We start from the raw sequence: 21892 nt of genomic DNA on the forward strand, positions 1-21892 counted from the left end.
TTATTTCCTTACTGTTCGTAAAATACATCCCGTCATACTTCCCGCGAGATTAACGCTTAGGAGTAGGGTTTGATCTAACTCGGTATCACCAGCTGGGGTGTTGAGTGCATGCATTAGCGCACGCACTGCTAATTCTGTACTGTGTAGAGGCGTGGTTTGTGGCTGATATTTTATAAGTTGGGCCTGTGGTAAATGGCTGTCCAAGCTTGCTGCAATGGTGGCAAACGCTTCATCGTGATAAGTACTTAACACGACATTGCCCACTTGACTCAGCTTCCTAGCATGGCTTGCCAATAATCTGTCTAGTGCTTGATGTTCCTGCGCATCATTGATTTGAATAAAATCGATGATTTCTGCGAGAGGTTGGTAGCCTGCCGGTAACACCTCGCTGGTTGCCAAGAGCGCGGCGCTGGAAAAATGACCGATATCTGCTTGGAATTGATGTGCAGCCCAGACTTGCTGCGAGAGTGCAGTATCGTCTTGCGAGCCACATACCATCGCATATCGACTTCGACCTTCACGCATATCAAGTGCTGCGCTCCAAAGCGCATGTAAAAAGTCATTGCCTAAATCACTCACACAAGTGGCCGAGTTTTTAAAGCCGAAGCCGAGTGCCAGTTGCCCTAATGTGGCATTGACGACGGTATTGGGGAAATGCGTACTTTTTAGCTCTGCAATGCCATCTTGAAATGATGCGAGGTTTTTATCTAAGGTTTCCAGCGAACCAATGGGATTAGCATAGTAGGCTGCGAATTCTGGCAGTGGTAATTGCGCTAGATCGAGATCGCTGTCTTGTAAGGTAAATTGGCAGGCACCCAAGGCAAATTGTGCAACACACGGTGTACGGCGCTGGAAAAGTGCAGGGAACTGCTGTTTTAAGTTAAATTCAGCAAAGTGGTCGGTACTATTTTGTCGAGCATTGTATACTTCAGTATCAGACAGGCTGGTGGCAGCAAGTAGATACACCGGATTTGGCGCCGTGTTAATCGACGTTTTCTGATGTTTACTGAGTAGCATGCTGGTGTTGTGGCCACCAAACGCTGAGTTAGTCACTGCAAAGACATCAACAACCTGAGGTTTCGCCTGATTGGTCACTAATTGATATGCTTGGCAACAAGACCTTATTGAGTCGACACCCAGTGTTGCTGGTAGAAGCCCTTCATCCTGACTGACCAAAGTTGAAATAAGTTCTACGGCACCAGCGGCACCAAGGGTATGACCAAAGTAAGATTTACTACTTGAAACCGAGACGTCGCGCATGGCCTGTTCACCAATGGCTGATTGGATCCCTTTTAGCTCTGCGCCATCATTTGCTGGCGTACCAGTCCCGTGGCTGTTGATATATTCAATATCACTTGCTGCAACGGGCGCATAGGACAATGTCTGCGTAAAAGCGCGGCGTACACCATCGCCCTCGGGGTTAGGCGCTGTAGCGTGGTGAGCATCTAAGCTCGACCCTGTCGCGAGCAATTGATATCGCAGCGTTGCGTTACGCTTATTAGCATGTGTTTGCGATTCAAAGACTAAAAAACCTGCGCCTTCACCTAAACTTAATCCCATTTTTTCGCTGTACGGAGCACAAGGTTCAGGACTCAAGGACTGTACCGACTGAAAGCCGCCGTAAACTAGCTCGCTGAGGGCATCTGCACCGCCAGCAATGACAACATCTGCTTGGTCATTTTCGATAAGTTGCTTAGCAAAAGCAATGGCACTGCTACTTGCGGTACAGGCCGAGGTGAAAGTCATTACAGGGCCCTGAATATCGAAGTGGCGGCTGACATCGGTTGCAATTTGATGTGGTGGATAAAACTTAAACCCTAGTTGATGCTGACCTTTAAGGCTCTCCATCAATGAAAACATACCGCAGTTTGCATTACCGAGAATAAATGCCACACGGGTACTGTCCATCTCAGTTAAGGCTAAATTTGCATGCTCAAGTGCTTCTGTAACGGCATGGATAGCGTATTGGCTCGCCAGATCCATATCAAAATGTTCTGCGCTGTGGTGCTCGTAGTTGATAGCGAGCGCCCCAACATTGTGTGTTAGTCCCTGTGTGTCGAAACGATTAATGCGGTCAATACCAGTGCGGTTTTCCTTGATGCTAGTTAGCAGCGCTTTGCGATTCTCGCCCGCTGCGCAGAGCACACCATAACCAGTAATGAAAGTTTGTTGTTTATTATTCATGTACGCATTCCTGTAGTGCCGAGAGGGTGATTTTGCCGAGCTCGTTTTCTGGAAATTGCGCCAAAAAATGAACCTGCGGCGTGGGTAAATCTTTAAACCAACTTCTGATGTCCTGAAGTGTAGGGATGCAAGATAGTCCTTCGACAAAGGCGACCAGCTCGCCCCCTTTATTATTGTTATTGTCCTCGATAAAAAACACGCGATGGCGAAGTCCCGCAAAGCGTTCTTGGAGGATTTTTTCTATACTTTGTAGCGAGTAGCGTTTACCTGCATACTTAAATATTTGGTCTGCGCGCCCACCGTGTGTGAATTGGTTTTCATTGCTGAAAATCAGCTTATCTTTGAGCTCAAACTCTTCACAATTAGCCACTAAAAACGGCGATCTCAACATGGTTTTACGCTCGGCATTTTGATAAATGTCGACCGCAGTGAACTTAGTAAAGTGCGTTTCGTTGTTGCCTAAAGGACGATAGCCGATACCGCCGGTTTCAGTGCTGCCTAGTACCTCAAAAGCTTGTATTGAAAGTGATAGGGAAGAAATAAGGTCGGCAAGCTTTTGCTCTTTCTCACCTTTGAATGGTGCACCTGAGCTTATTAAGTAACAGTGGTTTTGACTTAACTGATCGGCCACAAAATCAAACATAGTTGGCGTTAAGATCACACCTACCTGTTTATCTCTTACTGGTTGTAAATCCGGTGTAGAACCAAGTTCGTAACACACCGGTTTGCCAAGTTGCAGAGGGAGCATAAATGCCCAAATAAAACCGAACATGTGGCGGATATCAACGCAGGCACAGAAATAATCTACTGCGTCAAACGAGAAAGTGTCAGCAAAGGTGACAGCTTCTGCATGGAGTGAGGCGATGGATTTATGCCAAGTTTGTGGCTTGCCTGTGCTGCCTGACGTTTCAAAGCCAATTGTCTTATCGCTATGCTGTTGTAAAAATGCCGTCATGGAATGAAACGGAACTTCTACCTCTTGATTGGCAAGCTGGAGTTCTCGCCAGCTAAACGCATTGGCGTTCGCGGCCGCATTCGCACTTAATACCGGAGTGATATTGTGCGCTAATAACACCATAGTGCTCACAATGATATCGCAGGGCGTGCTGTCTTTGATAAGGCGAACCTGACCGTTGATCTCGCACTGTAGACTACGCTGTATCAGTGCTAGTAAATCGGTCTCTTTGAGAGAGGTGACTTGATCTGCCCAAGTCTCCAAGGGGGTTGCTTGTTTTTGTTGCGTTAAGTTTAACGCTATTTGACGTGTTAGAGTCGCCAAAGTCACAGTGCTCAATTCGCCCAAGTCTTTTAATTGGAACGCTTTTTTACATGCAGCAGATAACTGCATAAGGTCGACCGAGTCGAGAAACAGTGGCGCCTCAATTAAATTGGCGTCGTCACTTAGTACGTCTAGTTGTTCTTTATCTACTTCTAACTCAGCTTCAATCAGTTGCATGAGTGTTGAACGAATGGCACTGTATGTTTGCATGGTGTCCTTCCAAGCGAAAATGGTTACGGTCAGATCAACAAGCTTCAGCTGTTGTTTGTGCTTCAACTTGTTCGTGAACAAAGCTAGCTAAGGTACTGACGTTTTTCATTTTTTCTTGAATGGTTTGTTCTGGGTAATCTTTGAACTTAAGGTTGTATTTTTTCTCGATAGATACCACAAGATCGAGCACCTCGATGCTGTCTAGATCTAGACCGTCACCGATAAGTTGAGCATCATCTTCGATTTCATCAATGCTATCTACCACTTCTAAATTGTCTACAATGATGTCTTGTTTAATAAATTGTGTTATTGATTCTAAGCTACTCATTTTTTATATCCTTTTTAGTTTCTCTGGTGTGTAGTTTACGTCTCATTAGCGGTTTTTGAGCAACAACAAGCCCTAGCTGGCTGCAGTGAAGCTGCCAGCTATAGCGTTATCGTCATCTCAAAAATGACTTAGAGAGGGTTACTGCTTATTAAATAGGGCGTTAACCATATTGTTGATTTCGACATCCATCGGCCTGTCTTCAATGACTGGTTGGAAGTTGCTGCTAATTTCGTCGAAAAACTCGCGAGAAAGTGCGTTGAGTTTCTCTGCTTTTGCATCTTTCCCATCAACATAAAATGCCTGGCGGATCGCCATTGCCTGAATAGCAATAACTGGCTTGATAAGATCTGTAATACGACGAAGGTCACGTGCGGCGATGGTGCCCATACTGACGATGTCTTGGTTTAGTGCTTCTGTTGTGCGTGAAAATACTGACATAGGGCCTGCATTTTTCAGTGCTTCTGCAACAAGAGAAGAAGAGGTAATTTGCATTGCTTTGAAACCGTGGTGTACCCAAGCTTTGTCGCCAAGATCTTCACGCGCAACCAAGTTGTTAGAAATTCCACCGTTAAGACGGTCGTCAACCAAAATGCCTAATTCACGCTCTAGTAAGGCGCCCATGTTTGCAACGAGTGGCTTGAGGGTATCGCACACCGCTGCAACGTGACCACCGTAGAAGTGACCCGCGTTGAGGATAAGGTCGTTCTCATCATCAAATAGTGGGTTATCGTTCACAGAGTTGATTTCAGTCGTTAGGATCTGTGATGCCCACATCTCAGCATCAATTAATGGACCTAACACCTGCGGAGAGCAGCGAATTGAATAGCTATCTTGTAACCTGAACGTTTCTTGCTTGCCAAACTCAATGTTGTCATCGGTGCGGTTTCTGCGACCTAAACGCTGATCGACGTTAGTTAAGCGTTCTAGAATTTTCTCTGCGCAGATCTGCTGTCCGCGGTGTGGTTTAAGTTCGTGTACGCGTTTATGGAATGGCGATGCACGACCTTCGATAAGTTCGACATAAAGCGCGATCAGTTTACAGCTTAAATCAATGCCGCGGCGGATGTCTTTTAGCGCATTCGTGGCGATGGCAGACATAACCGAAGTACCATTCATGATAGCTAAACCTTCTTTCGGCTTTAGCTTGTATGGCGCAATGTTTAGCTCTTCTAACACTTCAGCGGTTTCACGTAGTTGTCCTTGATAGTACACCTTACGCTTACCACCAAGTGCGGCACCGACATAAGAAAGTGGTGTTAAGTCGCCACTCGCACCCACTGAACCCATAGAAGGGATAGCTGGGATGATGCGGTTGTTTAGAAAGGTTTCCATTTGCGCCAGCAATTCCCAACTAACGCCCGAAAAGCCTTTGGCATTACAGTTCATGCGGATCAATAAAGTCGCGGCACAATCAGACTCTGAAAGGTAATCACCAACGCCACAGCCATGATAAGCAATGAGGTTTTGTTGTAATTCTTCAGAGAGAGAAGTCGAAATACGGTTACTTGCTGAGTTACCAAAACCAGTCGTCACGCCGTATATATCTTCTTGATTTGCTAATTTATTGTCCAGGTATTGACGGTTTTGCTCGATTCTAGCTTTTAGTGCCAATTCGTCCAATTTTACTTTGGATAAGGGCTGAGCTGCGTAATCTTGCACTGACTCCAGAGAAAGTGATTGATCTTGCGAGATGAAAACAATACTACCGAGCTTTTTCTCGACCTGAATTGCTTCCTTTTCTGTGTTGTACTGGTTCATGACTTTCCTACTCTGACTAAAATAATGAATCCGATTGTGATTTTCACAATGCTTATATTTTTGTATGGCGGGAAATTGTTTAGAAAACCCAATCATACTTGTTAGAGGCGAGTACTACTTAACCAACGTCCCGTGTGTGCCAATCCGCTAACTTGGTCGGCTTTGTCGCGATACTATTGTCGCTATCTTTGTTACAAGATTATTTTATTTGTAAATAAAAAATATTAAATGTGATTTTTTGATTGTTGTGTTTTAAGAACGGCGGCTAGGTTAAGCCCGAGTTTTCAGGGTGTCAACACGAAAAATTTGACATTTTAATGTTAATTAAATCTAACGTTAACATAATTGAAATGTTATAAAATGATTGCAATATGGAGTTGTTAATAGCTATTTTTTATCTCTATGAGATATAAAGAATTAATTGATTTTTAAAGCTAAAACTCTATTTTTATTGCGCGTGGAAAGTTTAATAAAACTGACTTATGACAAATGTCACTATTTTGTATGGTCGGATCTGAAAATGAATAGAATTGACTTATTTCGGCAGAAAGTTGAATTTTTTGTGAATAAAAAATGCGTTATAAATATAAATCTAGACGGCTAACCGTTGAGGTTGCCGGAATATCGGCAGCCTCAAAAACACTGATTAGTTAGTATTCTAAAACGGTGCTCATTAATCCAGTTTCACCGACGACGAGTAAGTAAGAGCGGTCTAGTGATGCATTGCAAAGACTTATAACCTCATCACCCATCATAATATCTTGATTACAGTCATCCACTTGATACCAGCTACTGACTTCTCCTTTATCAAATTCAACGTCTGAACCGTTAATATTTAATGTCATTGTTTTGGAAGCTAATACTCGTACGGTAAATTTATTATCGTGATCATCTTTAGACTTTCTAACCACCTTTATATCTAAGGTATCGTTGCTATCCTGCATTACAACAAAGTGATAATCTCGGTCATTACTTACCTTAATTTTTTCTTGTTCTATCATGCCAAGCTTGTTGACTGACTCAGCATAAAAACTGATTTCACGGTTGGTGTTATGTTCGTGTGTTATGCGTACGGGTTCTGAACCGGAAGCTAGTACTTTGACGCGATATTTATCGTCAGCGACATTTCGTTCATCACCGTCTAGCTCAGTGTTAGCAAGGTGAAATGCAATTTCATAATCGGTGGCATTAACCAAGTTATATTGGTTTTTATAGATGTCAGAACCGAAGTTGGCGGTCTCGATATCTTCAGACGAACATGCTACCGCTAATAGGGATAGGGTGGCTGCAGTTAGGATACGAAAGTTCATAGTTGATCTCCTTTATCAATATTTTGAACATAGGTCGTTATTCAAGCGATTTCGGAGCAAGAGTATAGGATGGAAAAATGAAAGGTTACTTAATGATGTTTATAAGATGTTAAAAAATGTAGAGTGTAAGGCTTTGTTACAAAATAAGGTACGTAATATATGTCATTTTACTTTCTAACTAGGTGATAAATATTGGCTTTTGTAATAAGTTAAGTTTTATGACAACTACATTTTTAAACATAAATATAAATCCCTATTTGGATTTATAGTGTAGAGCAAGATGATAACGATAAAATCTCTAAGTAAAAGCTTCTCCAAAGAGGTACTGTTTGACAATTACTCACAAGAGTTAGAGCATAATAGAATTTGTTTAGCGGCGCCGAATGGCGTAGGGAAAACCACCTTACTGTGCATGATTGCTGGGCTTGATGATGCGTTCAATGGCGACATTCTATTACAAGACAAGAAAATCGATAAACGCCAAACACTTGTTGCACTTGCGTCAGACAACATTCCATTTCCTGCTTTTTTGCGTGCAAAAGAGTTATTAACTCTCACATCAACCGCATGGCAATGTGATTTTCCTTCGCAGCTTGTAAACGACTTTCAGTTTGAAACCTTTTTAATGACGCGTTACGCGGATCTCTCCTCTGGTAACAAAAAGAAGCTTCAGCTTATTAATGCCTTGATGCGTAATACCCCTTATTTATTGCTCGATGAGCCTACTGCAGCTTTGGACGCGGCAGGCTGCGAATATATCGTTGAGCTCGCGCAAAACTACGCTGGCATGGTGCTGATGACAAGTCATGAGCCTGAACCTTTTTTACAAGTTGGATTTCACTCTGTTCCCTTAGCACCAAAGCAGGGTAGTTAATATGCTTTATTACTATCGTTACAGAAAGGCATCACTTTCCCTATCGCTGCAAGCCATAGGCCAGCAACTTCAGCAATTTGGCTTGATGATAGCTGCATTGTTTCAAGTTTATCTGCTAGGTTTTATCGCAATACTATTTATGGGTATAGGTAAAATTGTAGAAAGTGATAATCCCGTTGCACAGGTACAAATTGCGTGGGGATTACTTGCGGCGCAAAGCTTTATTCTATTTGTGTTTCGAGATGCGGTTTTGGACAAAGCGCACCGAAGTTACCACCACACGATCCTGCATCGTGCCATCCATCAAAAAGTGGCGGATGGTTTGTCCGTACTGGTTGTTCATCCTTTATTATTGATGACGCTAATTCTCTGCTACTCGATTGGAATTGAGAAAATCGTACAAGCGTGGCACTTACTGTTTTTTGCGGTGACACAATTCTTCATTGCCCTTTGTTTTATTTATCGTCCTTTGGGGACCAGTATTGGATTATTGATAACAGCTATTATCAGTTTTGCTGTTGTCGAAATTACTTGGTATTTGATTGCTGTAAACCTAATAGTGTTTGGCTGTGCTGCTTTGCTACCGCGTAAAGTGACGTTATCGGTAATGGTTAAAGGGTTGACGACATTTTGGCTGAGCTTTGCTTACAACCACTATTTTGTGTTGCTTTGGCGCATTGTGATGAGTGTGTTGGTGCTATGGTTTGGCGCGATCTTAAGCGCAGAGCGCCCCGATCTGATGGCAAATTACGTTCCAGGTCTGGTGACGTTAAATCTATTATGGTGGTCGAGCCTTGCCATTGATCTCAAACCTGAAGTCTATGACCGCACTGCATATTGGTTGAGTATAGATAAGCTGCAATCGGCAAAGCAGAGCATCTGGATTATTGTGCTGACGGCTGCCGTCTGTTTTTCAGTACCCGTCTATATGTTATTAGGACTGAGTGTAGTGAGTCTATTACCTTATGTCTTTCTGCCACTTTTAGTGTTAAGTGCATTAAAAAGTCCACAGCATTTAGCTATGACTTGGCTCAGCACCTTAGTGCTGAGCTATACCGCGTATGTGCTTTTGTAATGATAATCGTTAGTTGGCAGCTTTAGATAGGCGAGTCAGTTTCTTGATATCGCCTTCTACACTTTCCATTTTTGCTATGAGTAGATCCCCAAGCGCGTCGATATCGTAGTGCCAAATCAAGTGGCCGACTTTTTTAAGCGTAGGGTTTTGCTCTGGCATCAAGGTGAGTTGCCAAATGTAGTCCCTTTTTGACCAAGCGGATTGCCAATAGATGTCGTTGCCGCGAATTCTTAAGTTACTAAATTGATTGGTTTGTTTTTGACTTAACGCATATTTATTTAACGCTTCTGAGTCGCTTTCAAAGAGCGTCTCGTACTCAAGCAGTAGGTTTTGTTGTATCACAAACCAGGTTTGTCTTTCGGGGTGATAAAAGACAAAGTCAGCTGTACTATCATGACTGCTGATAAGCGCCCCAGACAAGCTGTATTGGTTTAATGTTTCGCCGTCATAAGCCCATAGTGTTTGCTCATCTATCCAGCCCATGCTTTTGACGGGTTGACCCAGCTGTGAATTGAACTGGGTGAGTGGGCGTTTTCGGTCGTATATCACTAAATCGTTATCACGGTTTGAGGCCAAATAGCTCAGCTCTGGACTCCATACTAAAAAATCAACGTACTCATGTCCCTGATGAAAGGAAAGCTGACTGATTTTATCATCGCGATATAGATACACCTCGCATACGCCGCTGCGCCTCGACATAAATGCCGTTTCTCCCAAGCTGTTGGTCAGTGGTAAATAATCGATGCTTGAGCTTGAAAATAAGGGGAGATCGTCTCGGTCTTTGATATTAACTTGAAAACTCTCCAATGCCGCGAATATATCACCGCGATTATCGCTTGAGAAGCTCGTGTATAAGCCAATTTCCGTTTCTTTGATGGCTTGACTGTCACCGTCTCTATAGTGTCGCGATAGGCTGCCATATTGACTCGCAATCACGGCTTGATGATAAACATCAAACGCAACGGAAGTGACGGGAGCTGACCACTTCAGATGTACCGTGCCATCAAGCGTTTGTAGCCTTGCTAACCCTTGTTTATCTTGAACCAAATAAAAGGTTTTGTCTTGCCACGCTCGAAGGGCCATTTTTAACTGTTCATTGGCTGCCAAAGCAAGTGGCAGCTTAACCATTTGATGGGACTCAAGCCGGTAAAGGTGTGCTGCTTTGGCATTATATTGGCCGAACGTTAAGATTAGCTCTTTGTCACTTTTCCAAACGGGTTTAGTACCAACTTGGCACGGAAGAATTTGCGAGCTATGAAAAAATTGCCCTGCGGCGGTCATAACATGAAGTTGGCAGCCACTACCTTGATATTGCCAAAAAGCCAGTTTGTCTGAGTCGGGACTCCAACTTGGAAAACTGATCCGCGAATCAAAGCGGTGTTCATTTAATTGAAAGCCTTGTTTGTTGGCAATAATAAGATGGGTAAAATTTTTTACATAGGCGATGAGATCTTTGCTTTGGTGAGCATCAACGTCAAATTCAAGGCCAAGCTCATGACTGAGGCTCGAGGTTTCGTAGCGTGATAGTGTTTTTTCAGTTGGTGTTTGATTAAAAAAGGCGATTGCACCAAAGCATAACACTGCCATTGCGACGGCACTGAGTGAAAAAATACGGGACTTGGCGATTACTTTGACTGGTTTTGTTGTATGACGAGGCGCTATTTCATGTCTTTCTAGTGGCGCGATAAAGCGATAGCCCCGCTTTGGGATGGTTTTGATGTAAATCGGGTTTTTAGGATCATCCCCGAGCACTTTTCGCAGTTTAGTCAGAAGCTGATAAAGGCTATTGGGTTCGACAACCGCGTGTTGCCACAGCTGCTCGGTAAGCCAATATTTCTCTAGCACTTCGTTATGATGCTCAATAAAAAGCGCGAGTAACCTTGCCATTTGTGGCTCAAGTTTTACGGTTTCTTGGCTTTGCCTATGTGTTAGGCAATCTTGCTGGAGATCAAACTGCCAATGTCCAAAACAAACCATCTCTACTTCCTGTGCCTGCACGCCGAGTACCAATTTCAATAATCAAAACCAATTGTTCCCATAACGTTAGCGTTTCTTAAGATTAAGTCAATGTTTATAAAGGTTAAGTCAGCTTTCTTCAGAAAAAGTTAAGAACTTTTTACGGCAAAGTTTGTTGCAATAGCAGGCATAACTCTGAGGAAAGTATGTATGAATAAAAGCAATAAATTTTGGCTCGGTTTAAGTTATCCCATGATGGCAGGCGCTGTACTTGCGGAACCTATCGTGGTTGATGGTAAGTTGAATGAAGCGCAGTGGGGTTCTGCTACGCACTTTGAACAATTTGTTCAGGTTGTGCCTGTAACTTTGGCATCTGCCAATGGCAAAATTACCGCAAAAGCCTTTGCAACCGCCGACGGCGTTTATATTGGTATTAAAAACTTCCAGAATAAAGCCGAGCGCAAGCGACAGTTCAATATTCATGACCGTTTTATGCAAGCTGACTTCAATCGGGTCGTTGTGGACTTTTCAGGCGACGGTAGTAGTGCATATCAATTTTCGGTGACATTAGGTGGCGGCTCGCAAGATGGTGTTGTAACCCCAAGCTTAAACGTGGATTACGATTGGGATGGGGACTGGCACTATGCTAGTCACATTGACGATACGTATTGGACCACGGAATTATTGATCCCTTGGCATACTGTGTCGTTTCAGCCAGGAGATGAGCAGGGGCTTACAAAGATTGGGGTTTCGGTACAGTTGTATGAACTTAAAAGTAATTTTATCTATGCAAACCATGAGGATACAACAGCAAATAGTGATTTCTTCCTGACCATGCCAAAGATCGCAGCACAGATCCCCGCGCATTCTCAATTGGCATTTGTGCCTTACTTTGCGCATCAGGCTCAATTTGCACCGCTAAGCACTTCACCTTCCGAGCGCCAGCACCAGTCCGATGTTGGCTTTGATTTGTTTTACAAGCCTTCTCATCATCAGAAGGTGAGTCTTGCCGTGAATCCTGACTTTGGTCAGGTGGATATCGATGATGTTGACGTGAATTATTCAGCCGTGGAAACGCTTCGCACCGATAAACGTCCATTTTTCACCCAAGATATCAGCCTTTTTGACGTTGCTGCACTTGAAAGCACTAAGCTTATTCATACTCGTCGGATAGGGGCATCAAGTGATGATGGTGCACGTGCAATCACTCCCATAGATGCGGCACTACGATTTGTGCATAAAGGAAAGTCGGTACAATTTGGTACTTTTGCTGTGTCTGAGTCGGACTTTTCGGACGATATTGGTAAGCAGTTTTTTGCAACAAGAGCTAATTATCGCACGCAAGATTGGCAGGCAGGTGTACTTGCGACCAAAACAGACCGACCGTTTCTTGAGCGCGATGCCATGAGTTATGCCCTTGATGGACAGTATCGTAGTGATACCTGGTCTTTCAAAGGCGCGCTACTACAAACTGAGGTAGAAACACAAAAGCAAAGTGTTACAGGTCAAGGTGTATCGCTAGACGCGGAGTATCAACTTTCTTTACAGACGAAGTTCGCTGCGCGCTATTTTGCTGTGGATGACGAATTTGATAACCGTGATCTCGGCTATATGAAACGCAATGACTGGCAGGTGAGCGAGCTTTATGGTGAATACTCGATGCACCCAAAAGACAGCTGGTTTACCAGATTAAAGCAGTCACTCACACTGAGGCATGAGCAAAATAATGCAGGAACTGGTTTAGCGGCCAGACAAGCATATTTAGCGCAGTTTTTGTTGGCAAATGGTGGTCAGCTCAACCTCGGGCTAGATTATTACACCACTGGTAAACAAGACAACTTAGGGCGAGGCACCGAAGTGTTTGAGATGCCCAGCCGTTTAGAGTCTCGGGTCTTTTATCAAAGCCCTTATGTGGGAGATTTTTCTTGGGCAGCAAGTATAGAGCTTGACCAAGAAGGAATATCAGGCTCAGCACAGCAATACGCTGTGGATTTGACGTGGATGCCACATTACAACTGGAACCTTAAGTTGAGTAATTTCTTTAGAAGCGGTGATGGCTGGCTGATGGCGAACGGGCAAAACCGCTTGAGTGAATACGACAGAGATGAGTTTTCCAATAAGTTGGAATTTAACGGTCGGATCACCGACAACCTTGAACTCAGTGGTTCGCTACAGTGGACGATACTTGAAGCACAAAGTAAGACGATTTATCAAATTACCAACGGAGAGCTTCACGAAATTCATGGTGACACCAGTTTTGACGACAGGCGCTTAGCAAGCCAGATAAAACTGCGTTATCGCATGGGTGCATATTCAGATATTTTTTTAGTGTATCAACGCGGAGGTGCAAACTTTTCGACACTTGAAAAGTCGCAAGTCGGGCGCAGAGACTGGTTTGGTAGTGTCGCTGATTTATGGCAGCAACCAGTGCAAGACTTAGTGACGTTTAAGGTGCGATATTTATTTTAAAACACTAGAGCTGTGTTCCCCCGGCTCTAATACCAATTTTCTTAATTAAGTGGTCTATTTTGAGGCGAGAAAATCTTGTCGATAACCAGGCAAAAATTTTGTTATTTAGTTGTTCTAAATAAGAAATTTTTAACGCTGTTAGCGTCAGATTTATTCCTTCAAATTGAGCAAGTATTAAGTCAAATTGGTATAATCTGCCAAGAAAAAAGGTCAGAAAATTCTGACCTTTATATCCACGCTAATTGCTATGGTAGTATGGATCACACTACCTAAACAAAAATAGTTATGCTGCGTCTGCTTTACTTGATTCCTTCGTTCTTGCTTTACCGGCAAGTAACTCTTCAGGGTCAAAGTCATCAACGTTGATAACGGCAAGACGTTTTGCTTCAACGGCAGTCAATTTAGCTGCTTCGTCTTCGCTCAGTACACCTGCTTCAAGCCCCATTGCTGCTACTTTATCAAGTTGCATAAACGGTAACTTTTTACCAGTACCACGGCATACCTTTTCAAATAACGGCTCTACGGCAAGAATGTCTTTTAGCGTTTGCTCTTGCTTACCAAGCAAGCACAGAGGCTCATCTTTTAAGTAGATGTGTGTTGCAAGGCGGTCACGCGTTTCGCTAGGTACTTGAAGTAGCTGAGCAAGTTTGTGCTCCATTTTGTCGGTTGGTTTACGAACCGGACGACCAAATGGGAACAGTACCACTTTCAACAAACCACGTAATGCAGCAGAAGGCATGTTGTTGATTAAGTCAGCAAGGGCACGTTGACAAAGATACAGGTGCTCCTGACAAGACCATTGCACAAAAGGTAAGTCTTCTTTACGACGACCTTCATCGTTATAGCGCTTAAGCGTTGCAGAAACCAGATAAAGGTAGCTTAATAAGTCGCCCAAACGTGCAGAAATACGCTCTTTACGCTTAAGTGAACCACCAAATACAGCCATACAAATATCAGACATTAATGCCAATGATGCACTGTAACGAGCAGCATTACGATAATAAACAGCGGTTTCATCGTTAAATGGTACTTTGGTGAAACGTGCACCGGTTAGCGCTAACCACTTAGTTCTTACCAAGTTCGACATAGTGAAACCGATGTGACCCATCAAGGATTTATCGAAGCTATCAAGCGCTTCTTGTTTATCTTTGATAGAACAAGCTTCAAGTTCAGCCAGTACAAAAGGATGGCAGCGAATAGCGCCTTGACCGTAGATGATCATGTTACGGGTTAGGATGTTTGCACCTTCTACCGTAATTGCAATTGGTGCACCTTGGTAACCACGGCCAACGTAGTTGTTTGGACCTAGACAAATCCCTTTACCACCATGAATATCCATGGCATGGATGGTTGAAGCACGCATTTGTTCGGTTAAGTGGTACTTCAAAATGGCAGAAACAACCGAAGGTTTTTCACCTAAATCTACCGCGCCAGTTGACATAGTCACCGCAGCATCAGAGCTATACGCATAGCCACCCAGTTTCGCTAGTGCCTCTTCAATCCCTTCCATCTTACCGATAGGCAGTTTGAACTGGCGACGAATGCGGCTGTATGCGCCACTTGCAACTGCAAGGGATTTAATACCACCGGCAGAGTTTGAAGGTAGCGTAATAACACGACCAACCGACAAACACTCAACCAGCATGCGCCAGCCTTGTCCTGCCATTTTTGCGCCACCGATAATGAAATCGAGTGGTACAAACACGTTTTCGCCTTGGGTAGGGCCATTTTGGAATGGCACATTCAGTGGGAAATGACGTCGGCCAATTTTTACGCCTGGCGTGTTTGTAGGAATAAGCGCACAAGTAATACCTAACTCTTCTTTATCACCTAATAGACCGTCCGGGTCGCGCATCTTAAACGCCAGACCAAGTACAGTCGCAACAGGTGCTAAAGTAATATAGCGTTTGTTCCACGTTAGGCTAATACCTAATACTTCTTCACCTTCCCATTCGCCTTTACATACCACACCAAAGTCAGGGATAGATGAAGCATCAGAGCCCGCTTCTGGTGACGTTAATGCAAAACAAGGGATTTCATCACCCACTGCTAGACGAGGTAAGTAGTGTTCCTTTTGCTCGTCAGTACCGTAGTGCTGAAGTAGTTCGCCTGGGCCTAACGAGTTAGGTACGCCCACGATAGACGAAAGTAAAGTTGATTTACTGGTAAGCTTTTGTAGTACACAAGATTGCGCGTAAGCTGAAAACTCAAGACCACCGTATTGCTTTTTGATGATCATCGCAAAGAACTTGTTGTCTTTTAAGTATTGCCACACGTCTTGCGGTAAGTCAGTCAGTTCGTGCGTTGCTTCCCAATCGTTAAGCATGGCACACACTTCTTCCACCGGACCATCCAAAAACGCTTGCTCTTCAACGCTCAAGCGTGGCTTAGGAAACTGATGAAGTTTATCCCAGTTTGGGTTACCACAAAATAGATCGGCTTCCCACCAAGTTGTACCTGCATCAATCGCTGACTTTTCGGTTTCTGACATTGTCGGCGTAACTTTTTTGAACGCTTTAAATGCTGGAGCCACGATGTACTGCTGACGCAGGTTCGTTACTGAAAGCGGAATAACAATCGCTAAGAAAATTAACCAAGAGATAATGCCAAATGCACCAGCAAAGGTGCCAACTAGCATTGTAACTGCTGCAATACCTAGAGCGGTATTCCAGCTTGCGCGATGATAGCTTGCTGCGCTGAGCAAGGCTAACAACGCGAGAACAAATATAAGTGTCATGTTGTTCTTCCTTATAAGAGGTCTGACCACCCAGTTAGACTAGCTGGTTAACGCTGATATTTCAAGCGTCTTCATACCCTCTATGCGAATTAGTTGATGCCTTGTTGTGACATATTATTTACGTTTTGTACTGAATCTGAGTGTTAAATGAGTCATGCTTCTCATGTCAGTAATTTAAAAGTTATTGATTACACCCCAGCTATAACTTGAGAGAATTTTCAACGCTATTAATTACTGATCGATATTTAAGTGTAATGAACGTAGTGCAATATGACGAAAATGCACATGAAATTTCTTTCAGAGAAGTTCGTTATCTGTGCATTATAATTGCCAAAACTTCATGTCGGATTTGCATTGAAATACACGTTAATGTTTCTACAATTGGGTTAAGCATAGCCACGAAATGGTGCTTTTAAGAATTGCTAAGGAGTAGCAAATGCAGTCCATTTTCTTGGTAGCTATGTGAGTTAGGATTTATCGCTACGACCTAGTGTAGCGGTTGATATTGCTGTCCATGTTAAGGAGAAACAAGATGCAGCAGAGTATTTTTTATCTAGTCACTATTTTGGCCTTTGCCGCCATGTTGTCGGCCTTTCACCTCTTTCCTGAAGCGGTAATTTTTAATGTTTTTAGCAGTTTGTTTGCCGCATTACTTGGCTACCGAGCTTATACCCGTTGGGCTTTATTATTGTGTTGTATTAACGTGTTGGCCATGACGTTTTGTCCTTTGCTTGATTCAGGTGGCTGGTTAAGTCTCAAGGGAGCGGTCGTTTTTGTATGCTGTGTGATGTTTTTTGCAATAGCGTTTGGTTGCAATAAAGCGGTGACACAAAATAAAAGGTTTTATTATTAGTCGCCTAGCTTGCCATGTTAAACTCGACTCAGGCGATGTGTTATCGCCTGAGTACTCGAGACAATAGGTGACAGGAAACCCGCATGCGAATATTAGCCGATCAAAATATGCCCTTAGTTGAGTCATTCTTCTGCGAAATTGGTGAGGTAACACGGTTTGATGGCCGTAACCTTCAACCTGACGAGCTAAAAAACGTCGATATTCTGTTGACTCGCTCAGTCACTAAGGTCAATGAGGCCCTGTTAGCACAAGCAGATAATCTGAAGTTTGTTGGGACTGCGACAATAGGGATTGATCATATTGATACCTCATTGTTGGCCAGCGCCAATATCTCGTTCAGCAGCGCACCAGGCTGTAATGCGATAGCTGTTGCCGAGTACGTGATAAGCGCTCTACTTGCATACGCACAAGAAACTTCCACGCCACTTCAAGATAAAACGATTGCCATCATTGGTGTTGGTAATATTGGCGCGTGTTTGGCATCAAAGCTTAAAGGGCTTGGTCTTACGATATTATTGTGTGACCCCGTAAGACAGCAAGCGGGGACATTGGATTCACATGTAGCCTTAGATGAAGCCTTAGCGCGCGCGGATATCGTGACATTTCACGTTCCATTAGTTAAGCAAGGCCCGCATAAAACGGTTCATCTACTTGATGCACCGCGGATAGCGGCATTAAAGCCGGGTACGGTGATAATCAATGCAAGCCGTGGAGATGTTATCGATAATCAAGCGCTTTTGCACGCGGTAGAGAAGGGGCAAGCGCTCGAGCTGATCTTAGACGTTTGGGAAAATGAGCCGAATATTTTGCAGTCATTATTGCAATATACTCGCTTTGCATCTGTGCATATTGCCGGCCATACGCTAGAGGGTAAGGCGCGAGGCACGCAAATGTTATACGAAGCCGTATGCCGAGAATTCGATTTACCAGCCAGCAAAACGATTAGTGATTTTCTTCCTAAGCCAAGTGTCACTGGCTGCCAATTGCAAAGCACAGCCAACGAGCAGGATATTATCAATTTAGCGCATCTTGTTTATGACATTCGTCGTGATGATGGCATCATGAGAAAACAGCTAAACACATTGGGCTTTGATACCTTGCGTAAAGCATATCCCGTGCGTCGAGAATTTAGTACAATTGCAGTCAATAATGACTCACCAATCAGTGAAAAGCTTTACCAACTTGGCTTTTCTGAGCACAAGAGTTAAGTGCTGTGGTTGGTATATTACAGAATGAGGAAAAATAATGTCGCAAAAATATAATGTTGCGGTACTTGGCGCAACAGGTCTTGTTGGCAAGCAAATTATCGAATTACTAGCAGAACGAAAGTTTCCTGTAGACACATTATACCCACTCGCGAGTAGCCGAAGCGCGGGTGAAGAGATTGACTTTATGGGTGAAAAAATCGAAGTTCTGGATGTTGAAGAGTTTGATTTTTCTAATGCCCATATCGGTTTGTTTTCAGCGGGTGGTTCCGTGTCGGAGAAATATGCACCAATCGCCGCTGACGCTGGCTGCATTGTGATAGATAACACCTCACATTTTAGATACGACTTTGATATTCCATTAGTAGTTCCTGAGGTGAATAAAGACAGTCTTGCCGATTTTAGAAATCGTAATATCATTGCTAACCCAAACTGCTCTACAATCCAAATGCTAGTGGCACTTAAACCAATTTATGATGCCTATGGCATTGACAGAATTAATGTCTCAACTTATCAAGCGGTATCTGGTGCAGGTAAAGAAGCGGTAGATGAGTTGGCTAAGCAAACTGCAAACTTAATGAATGCAAGACCGATGGAAAACGAAGTGTTTAGCAAACAAATCGCTTTTAATGTCATTCCTCAAATTGATGCGTTCCAAGAAAATGGTTACACCAAAGAAGAAATGAAGATGGTGTGGGAAACGCAAAAAATCTTGGGCGACTCAAGTGTTTTGGTTAACCCGACTGCGGTTCGCGTTCCTGTGTTTTTTGGTCATGCTGAAGCCATTCATCTTGAAACGCGCATGCCTTATGATCTTGAACATGTTAAGCAGTTACTTGCTGATGCGCCGGGTGTTGAACTAATTGAAGACGAAAACGACTACCCAACACCGGTAAGTGATGCAAGTGGTAACGATACCGTTTATGTGGGTCGTGTAAGGCAAGATATTTCACATCCATTGGGCTTAAACTTATGGGTGGTATCAGACAACACCAGAAAAGGTGCAGCAACAAATAGCATTCAAATAGCAGAAGCCCTTATAGAAAGCTATCTATAGGTACCCTTTGATATCGCAAAGTAAGCAAAATTTTGCTTACTATTCTGCGTTATAACGGCAAACTTCTGCCAAGAAGTTTGCCGTTAGGTCAAATACTTGACTATTCTTCACCTATATCAACTATTCCAGAATCAGTAAAAAGCATTATAACCATGTTAACTTTCAATACGTTGCAATGGATATTCCAACATATCTGGTTTATAGTTTGCATTTGGAATAGAGCTTGCTTCAAAGCCATAATAATAAAATGTCGTTTAACGGGTGTTAAACATTTGAGTAAAGGATCGGCATGCGCGGTTTAGCCTTATTTAGTATCTTTGTATTCGCACTGATTGCCACACCAGTATATACCCAAGAGGGGGTAGTGCTAAAAGGCCCTAAAGGGGTTGATTATGGGGCTCAAGGTCGGTCAATAGGGCCTATCAGACCCACGGATACATTGTGGCGTATAGCACAAAAAGTGCGACCAGATGACTCGGTCACCATTTATCAGGTGATGAAGGCGCTTTACGATAAAAATCCTAATTCATTTCTAGATAAAAACCTCAACCATATGCAGGATGGGGCGTATTTACGTATTCCTACCATCAATGAAATTCGCAGTGTAAACCCTGAGTTGGCAAAGCAAAAGTCGGATCAAGATGACAAACTTTGGGAAATGAAGCGTAAGGGATTATTGAACCCAAATGCAATCAACGAAGCTGAAAAAAAGGTTACGCAAGCTCGTAAAGTCGATGTTGAAGAAGCAAAAAAAGACCTGACTAATCAACTGCGCTCTTTAAAGATGGAACAGGACATGAGGCTGATGGACTTACAAAAAGAGTTCAAGTCCTCGGTGCGTAATGTTGAAGAAATCCTATCCGAAAACAATAAGTTAAAGCAACAGCTCGGCGCTATTTCTACCGAGCTTCAAACGGTTCGTACTCAGCTTGGAAAAGACAGCGAAATCCAACAACAGCTAAAGGCTGTTATCGACTTGCAAAATGAAATGATTGATCAGCAAGCCGCTCAAGCAAAAGCGCAAGAAAGTAGCGAGTTAAGCGCATTTTTTAGCTCGCCAGCTGGCATTGCATTACTTGCTACATTGCCAGCACTACTGGCAATTGCTGGATTCGTTATGTTCCTACGCCGGAGAAAGCAATCTCAGACGTCAACAGATGATGACGATTTTCTTCCGCAAACACCATCCGTGGCTGCAGGCGCTGCGGCGGGAGCTGCAACCGCTGCGACTGCATTTGACCCTGAGCCAGACCCACTTGATATCGGAATGGGCGACGATGAAGATGCACTGGGCGCAAGCGTTCAGTTAGATGACGATATCTTACCTGAAGACGATGAAATTACCTTTGACTCACTTGATGACGACTTCGATGAAGGAAGTGATACGTTAGATCAAGACGAACTGGATAGCTTACTAAACGAAGATATTTCGTTTGGTGATGATCACGACGAAGACTTTATGCAACAGAGCTTCGAGGAGGCTGATGATGAAGTTTCGCTCGATGTTGATGATAGCAAGGATATTTTAAGTGACAGCGATCTAGATGATTTGTTCAACGAGTCTCAAGACGAAGAAATTGATGTTAGCGATGATGCGCTTGCTGCCCTGAGCGAGGAACTTGCTGATGAGCAAGCGGATGCTGTTGCAAACGACGATGATATCGATTCAATTCTTGACGGGGCGCTAGATGAAGAGCCCGAATTTAGCGGCAACTTTGATAGTGAGAGCTTAGTCGATGCTGATGATATCGATGCACTACTTGATGCTTCTCAAGATGCTGACGATGATGCACTGCCTGATTTTGAGGAACCAAGTAGTGAGCTTGCGGGTGATGATATTGATGCTCTATTAAATGAAGTTCAAGACGATGCGTTAGCTGAAATTAACGAAGAGCCAGATACGCTTGATGGTGATGATATCGATGCTTTATTGGATGAAGCACAGGAAGATACGTTGCCAGAATTAGAAGAAGAGTCAGATGCTCTCGCTGGTGATGATATTGATGCTTTATTGGATGAAGCGCAAGAAGATACGTTGCCGGAATTAGAAGAAGAGTCAGAAGAAGAGTCTGACGATCTAGCTGGTGATGATATCGATGCTTTATTGGATGAAGCACAAGAGGATACATTACCTGAACTGGAAGAAGAGTCCGATGCTCTCGCTGGTGATGAACTCGATGCTTTATTGGATGAAGCACAAGAAGATACGTTGCCGGAATTAGAAGAAGAGTCCGATGATCTCGCTGGTGATGATATCGATGCTTTATTGGATGAAGCGCAAGAGGATATATCGCCGGAATTAGAAGAAGAGTCAGATGCTCTCGCTGGTGATGAACTCGATGCTTTATTGGATGAAGCACAAGAAGATACGCTGCCGGAATTAGAAGAAGAGTCAGATACTCTCGCTGGTGATGATATCGATGCTTTATTAGATGAAGCACAAGAAGGTACGTTGCCGGAATTAGAAGAAGAGTCAGATGATCTCGCTGGTGATGAACTCGATGCTTTATTGGATGAAGCACAGGAAGAGCTGTTACCTGAACTGGAAGAAGAATCCGATGAACAGGCCGACGATGAACTCGATGCTTTATTAGATG

Annotated in this window: 14 protein-coding genes; 7 read left to right on the forward strand and 7 right to left on the reverse strand. The window is 43.4% G+C overall.

The window, feature by feature from the left end:
- The 5 genes from MHN32_RS19685 to MHN32_RS19705 form a co-directional block, all read right to left on the reverse strand.
- A complete protein-coding gene (locus MHN32_RS19685) occupies positions 1–2184 on the reverse strand; it encodes a beta-ketoacyl-[acyl-carrier-protein] synthase family protein (RefSeq protein ID WP_239422589.1) in 2184 nt (727 codons plus the stop codon).
- Complete coding sequence (locus tag MHN32_RS19690) at positions 2177–3673, reverse strand: AMP-binding protein (protein ID WP_239422590.1); 1497 nt, start codon at positions 3671–3673, stop codon at positions 2177–2179. Before MHN32_RS19690 ends, MHN32_RS19685 begins: the two co-directional genes overlap by 8 nt.
- Positions 3674–3707: 34 nt before the next feature.
- Positions 3708–4001: a phosphopantetheine-binding protein gene (locus tag MHN32_RS19695; protein WP_010369398.1), complete on the reverse strand. Its 294-nt coding sequence runs from the start codon at positions 3999–4001 to the stop codon at positions 3708–3710.
- Positions 4002–4139: 138 nt separating this feature from the next.
- A complete protein-coding gene (locus MHN32_RS19700; RefSeq protein WP_239422591.1) occupies positions 4140–5759 on the reverse strand; it encodes an aromatic amino acid ammonia-lyase in 1620 nt (539 codons plus the stop codon).
- Positions 5760–6409: 650 nt separating this feature from the next.
- Entirely contained in the window at positions 6410–7069 is a 660-nt protein-coding gene (locus tag MHN32_RS19705) for a hypothetical protein (RefSeq protein ID WP_102056431.1), read from the reverse strand.
- A gap of 280 nt (positions 7070–7349) precedes the next feature.
- Between MHN32_RS19705 and MHN32_RS19710 the strand changes: the two genes are divergently transcribed.
- Both MHN32_RS19710 and MHN32_RS19715 read left to right on the forward strand, forming a co-directional pair.
- On the forward strand, positions 7350–7943 hold the full coding sequence (locus tag MHN32_RS19710; RefSeq protein WP_239422592.1) for an ATP-binding cassette domain-containing protein: 594 nt from the start codon (positions 7350–7352) through the stop codon (positions 7941–7943).
- Position 7944: 1 nt separating this feature from the next.
- Positions 7945–9018 carry a DUF6136 family protein gene (locus MHN32_RS19715; protein ID WP_239422593.1) on the forward strand — a complete coding sequence of 358 codons (1074 nt, stop codon included), beginning with the start codon at positions 7945–7947 and terminating at the stop codon, positions 9016–9018.
- 9 nt (positions 9019–9027) lie between these two features.
- Here the strand turns inward: MHN32_RS19715 and MHN32_RS19720 are convergent, their stop codons facing one another.
- Complete coding sequence (locus tag MHN32_RS19720; RefSeq protein WP_239422594.1) at positions 9028–11034, reverse strand: winged helix-turn-helix domain-containing protein; 2007 nt, start codon at positions 11032–11034, stop codon at positions 9028–9030.
- Positions 11035–11184: 150 nt separating this feature from the next.
- Here MHN32_RS19720 and MHN32_RS19725 point away from each other — a divergent pair, with 150 nt between their 5' ends.
- On the forward strand, positions 11185–13443 hold the full coding sequence (locus MHN32_RS19725; RefSeq protein ID WP_239422595.1) for a DUF5916 domain-containing protein: 2259 nt from the start codon (positions 11185–11187) through the stop codon (positions 13441–13443).
- A 283-nt stretch (positions 13444–13726) separates the two neighbouring features.
- Here the strand turns inward: MHN32_RS19725 and fadE are convergent, their stop codons facing one another.
- Positions 13727–16180, reverse strand: a complete 2454-nt coding sequence (gene fadE, locus MHN32_RS19730; RefSeq protein ID WP_039496080.1) for an acyl-CoA dehydrogenase FadE — start codon at positions 16178–16180, stop codon at positions 13727–13729.
- A 532-nt stretch (positions 16181–16712) separates the two neighbouring features.
- Here fadE and MHN32_RS19735 point away from each other — a divergent pair.
- From MHN32_RS19735 to MHN32_RS19750, 4 genes are all read left to right on the forward strand, one after another.
- Positions 16713–17033 carry a DUF6419 family natural product biosynthesis protein gene (locus MHN32_RS19735; RefSeq protein WP_010606266.1) on the forward strand — a complete coding sequence of 107 codons (321 nt, stop codon included), beginning with the start codon at positions 16713–16715 and terminating at the stop codon, positions 17031–17033.
- Between the two features lie 83 nt (positions 17034–17116).
- Entirely contained in the window at positions 17117–18241 is a 1125-nt protein-coding gene (locus MHN32_RS19740; protein ID WP_102056436.1) for a 4-phosphoerythronate dehydrogenase, read from the forward strand.
- Between the two features lie 37 nt (positions 18242–18278).
- Complete coding sequence (locus MHN32_RS19745) at positions 18279–19295, forward strand: aspartate-semialdehyde dehydrogenase (RefSeq protein WP_010606268.1); 1017 nt, start codon at positions 18279–18281, stop codon at positions 19293–19295.
- A gap of 289 nt (positions 19296–19584) precedes the next feature.
- A partial coding sequence (locus MHN32_RS19750; protein ID WP_275440435.1) for a FimV/HubP family polar landmark protein occupies positions 19585–21892 on the forward strand: 2308 nt, incomplete at its 3' end.

The sequence above is a fragment of the Pseudoalteromonas sp. Of11M-6 genome (genome assembly GCF_022347905.1).
In the GTDB taxonomy this organism is placed as follows: domain Bacteria; phylum Pseudomonadota; class Gammaproteobacteria; order Enterobacterales; family Alteromonadaceae; genus Pseudoalteromonas.

Excerpts from the sequence above, each read along its gene's own strand:
- MHN32_RS19685 (WP_239422589.1), bottom strand. The coding sequence starts at position 2,184 with ATGAATAATAAACAACAAACTTTCATTACTGGTTATGGTGTGCTCTGC.
- MHN32_RS19690 (WP_239422590.1), bottom strand. The coding sequence starts at position 3,673 with ATGCAAACATACAGTGCCATTCGTTCAACACTCATGCAACTGATTGAA.
- MHN32_RS19695 (WP_010369398.1), bottom strand. The coding sequence starts at position 4,001 with ATGAGTAGCTTAGAATCAATAACACAATTTATTAAACAAGACATCATT.
- MHN32_RS19700 (WP_239422591.1), bottom strand. The coding sequence starts at position 5,759 with ATGAACCAGTACAACACAGAAAAGGAAGCAATTCAGGTCGAGAAAAAG.
- MHN32_RS19705 (WP_102056431.1), bottom strand. The coding sequence starts at position 7,069 with ATGAACTTTCGTATCCTAACTGCAGCCACCCTATCCCTATTAGCGGTA.
- MHN32_RS19710 (WP_239422592.1), top strand. The coding sequence starts at position 7,350 with ATGATAACGATAAAATCTCTAAGTAAAAGCTTCTCCAAAGAGGTACTG.
- MHN32_RS19715 (WP_239422593.1), top strand. The coding sequence starts at position 7,945 with ATGCTTTATTACTATCGTTACAGAAAGGCATCACTTTCCCTATCGCTG.
- MHN32_RS19725 (WP_239422595.1), top strand. The coding sequence starts at position 11,185 with ATGAATAAAAGCAATAAATTTTGGCTCGGTTTAAGTTATCCCATGATG.
- fadE (WP_039496080.1), bottom strand. The coding sequence starts at position 16,180 with ATGACACTTATATTTGTTCTCGCGTTGTTAGCCTTGCTCAGCGCAGCA.
- MHN32_RS19735 (WP_010606266.1), top strand. The coding sequence starts at position 16,713 with ATGCAGCAGAGTATTTTTTATCTAGTCACTATTTTGGCCTTTGCCGCC.
- MHN32_RS19740 (WP_102056436.1), top strand. The coding sequence starts at position 17,117 with ATGCGAATATTAGCCGATCAAAATATGCCCTTAGTTGAGTCATTCTTC.
- MHN32_RS19745 (WP_010606268.1), top strand. The coding sequence starts at position 18,279 with ATGTCGCAAAAATATAATGTTGCGGTACTTGGCGCAACAGGTCTTGTT.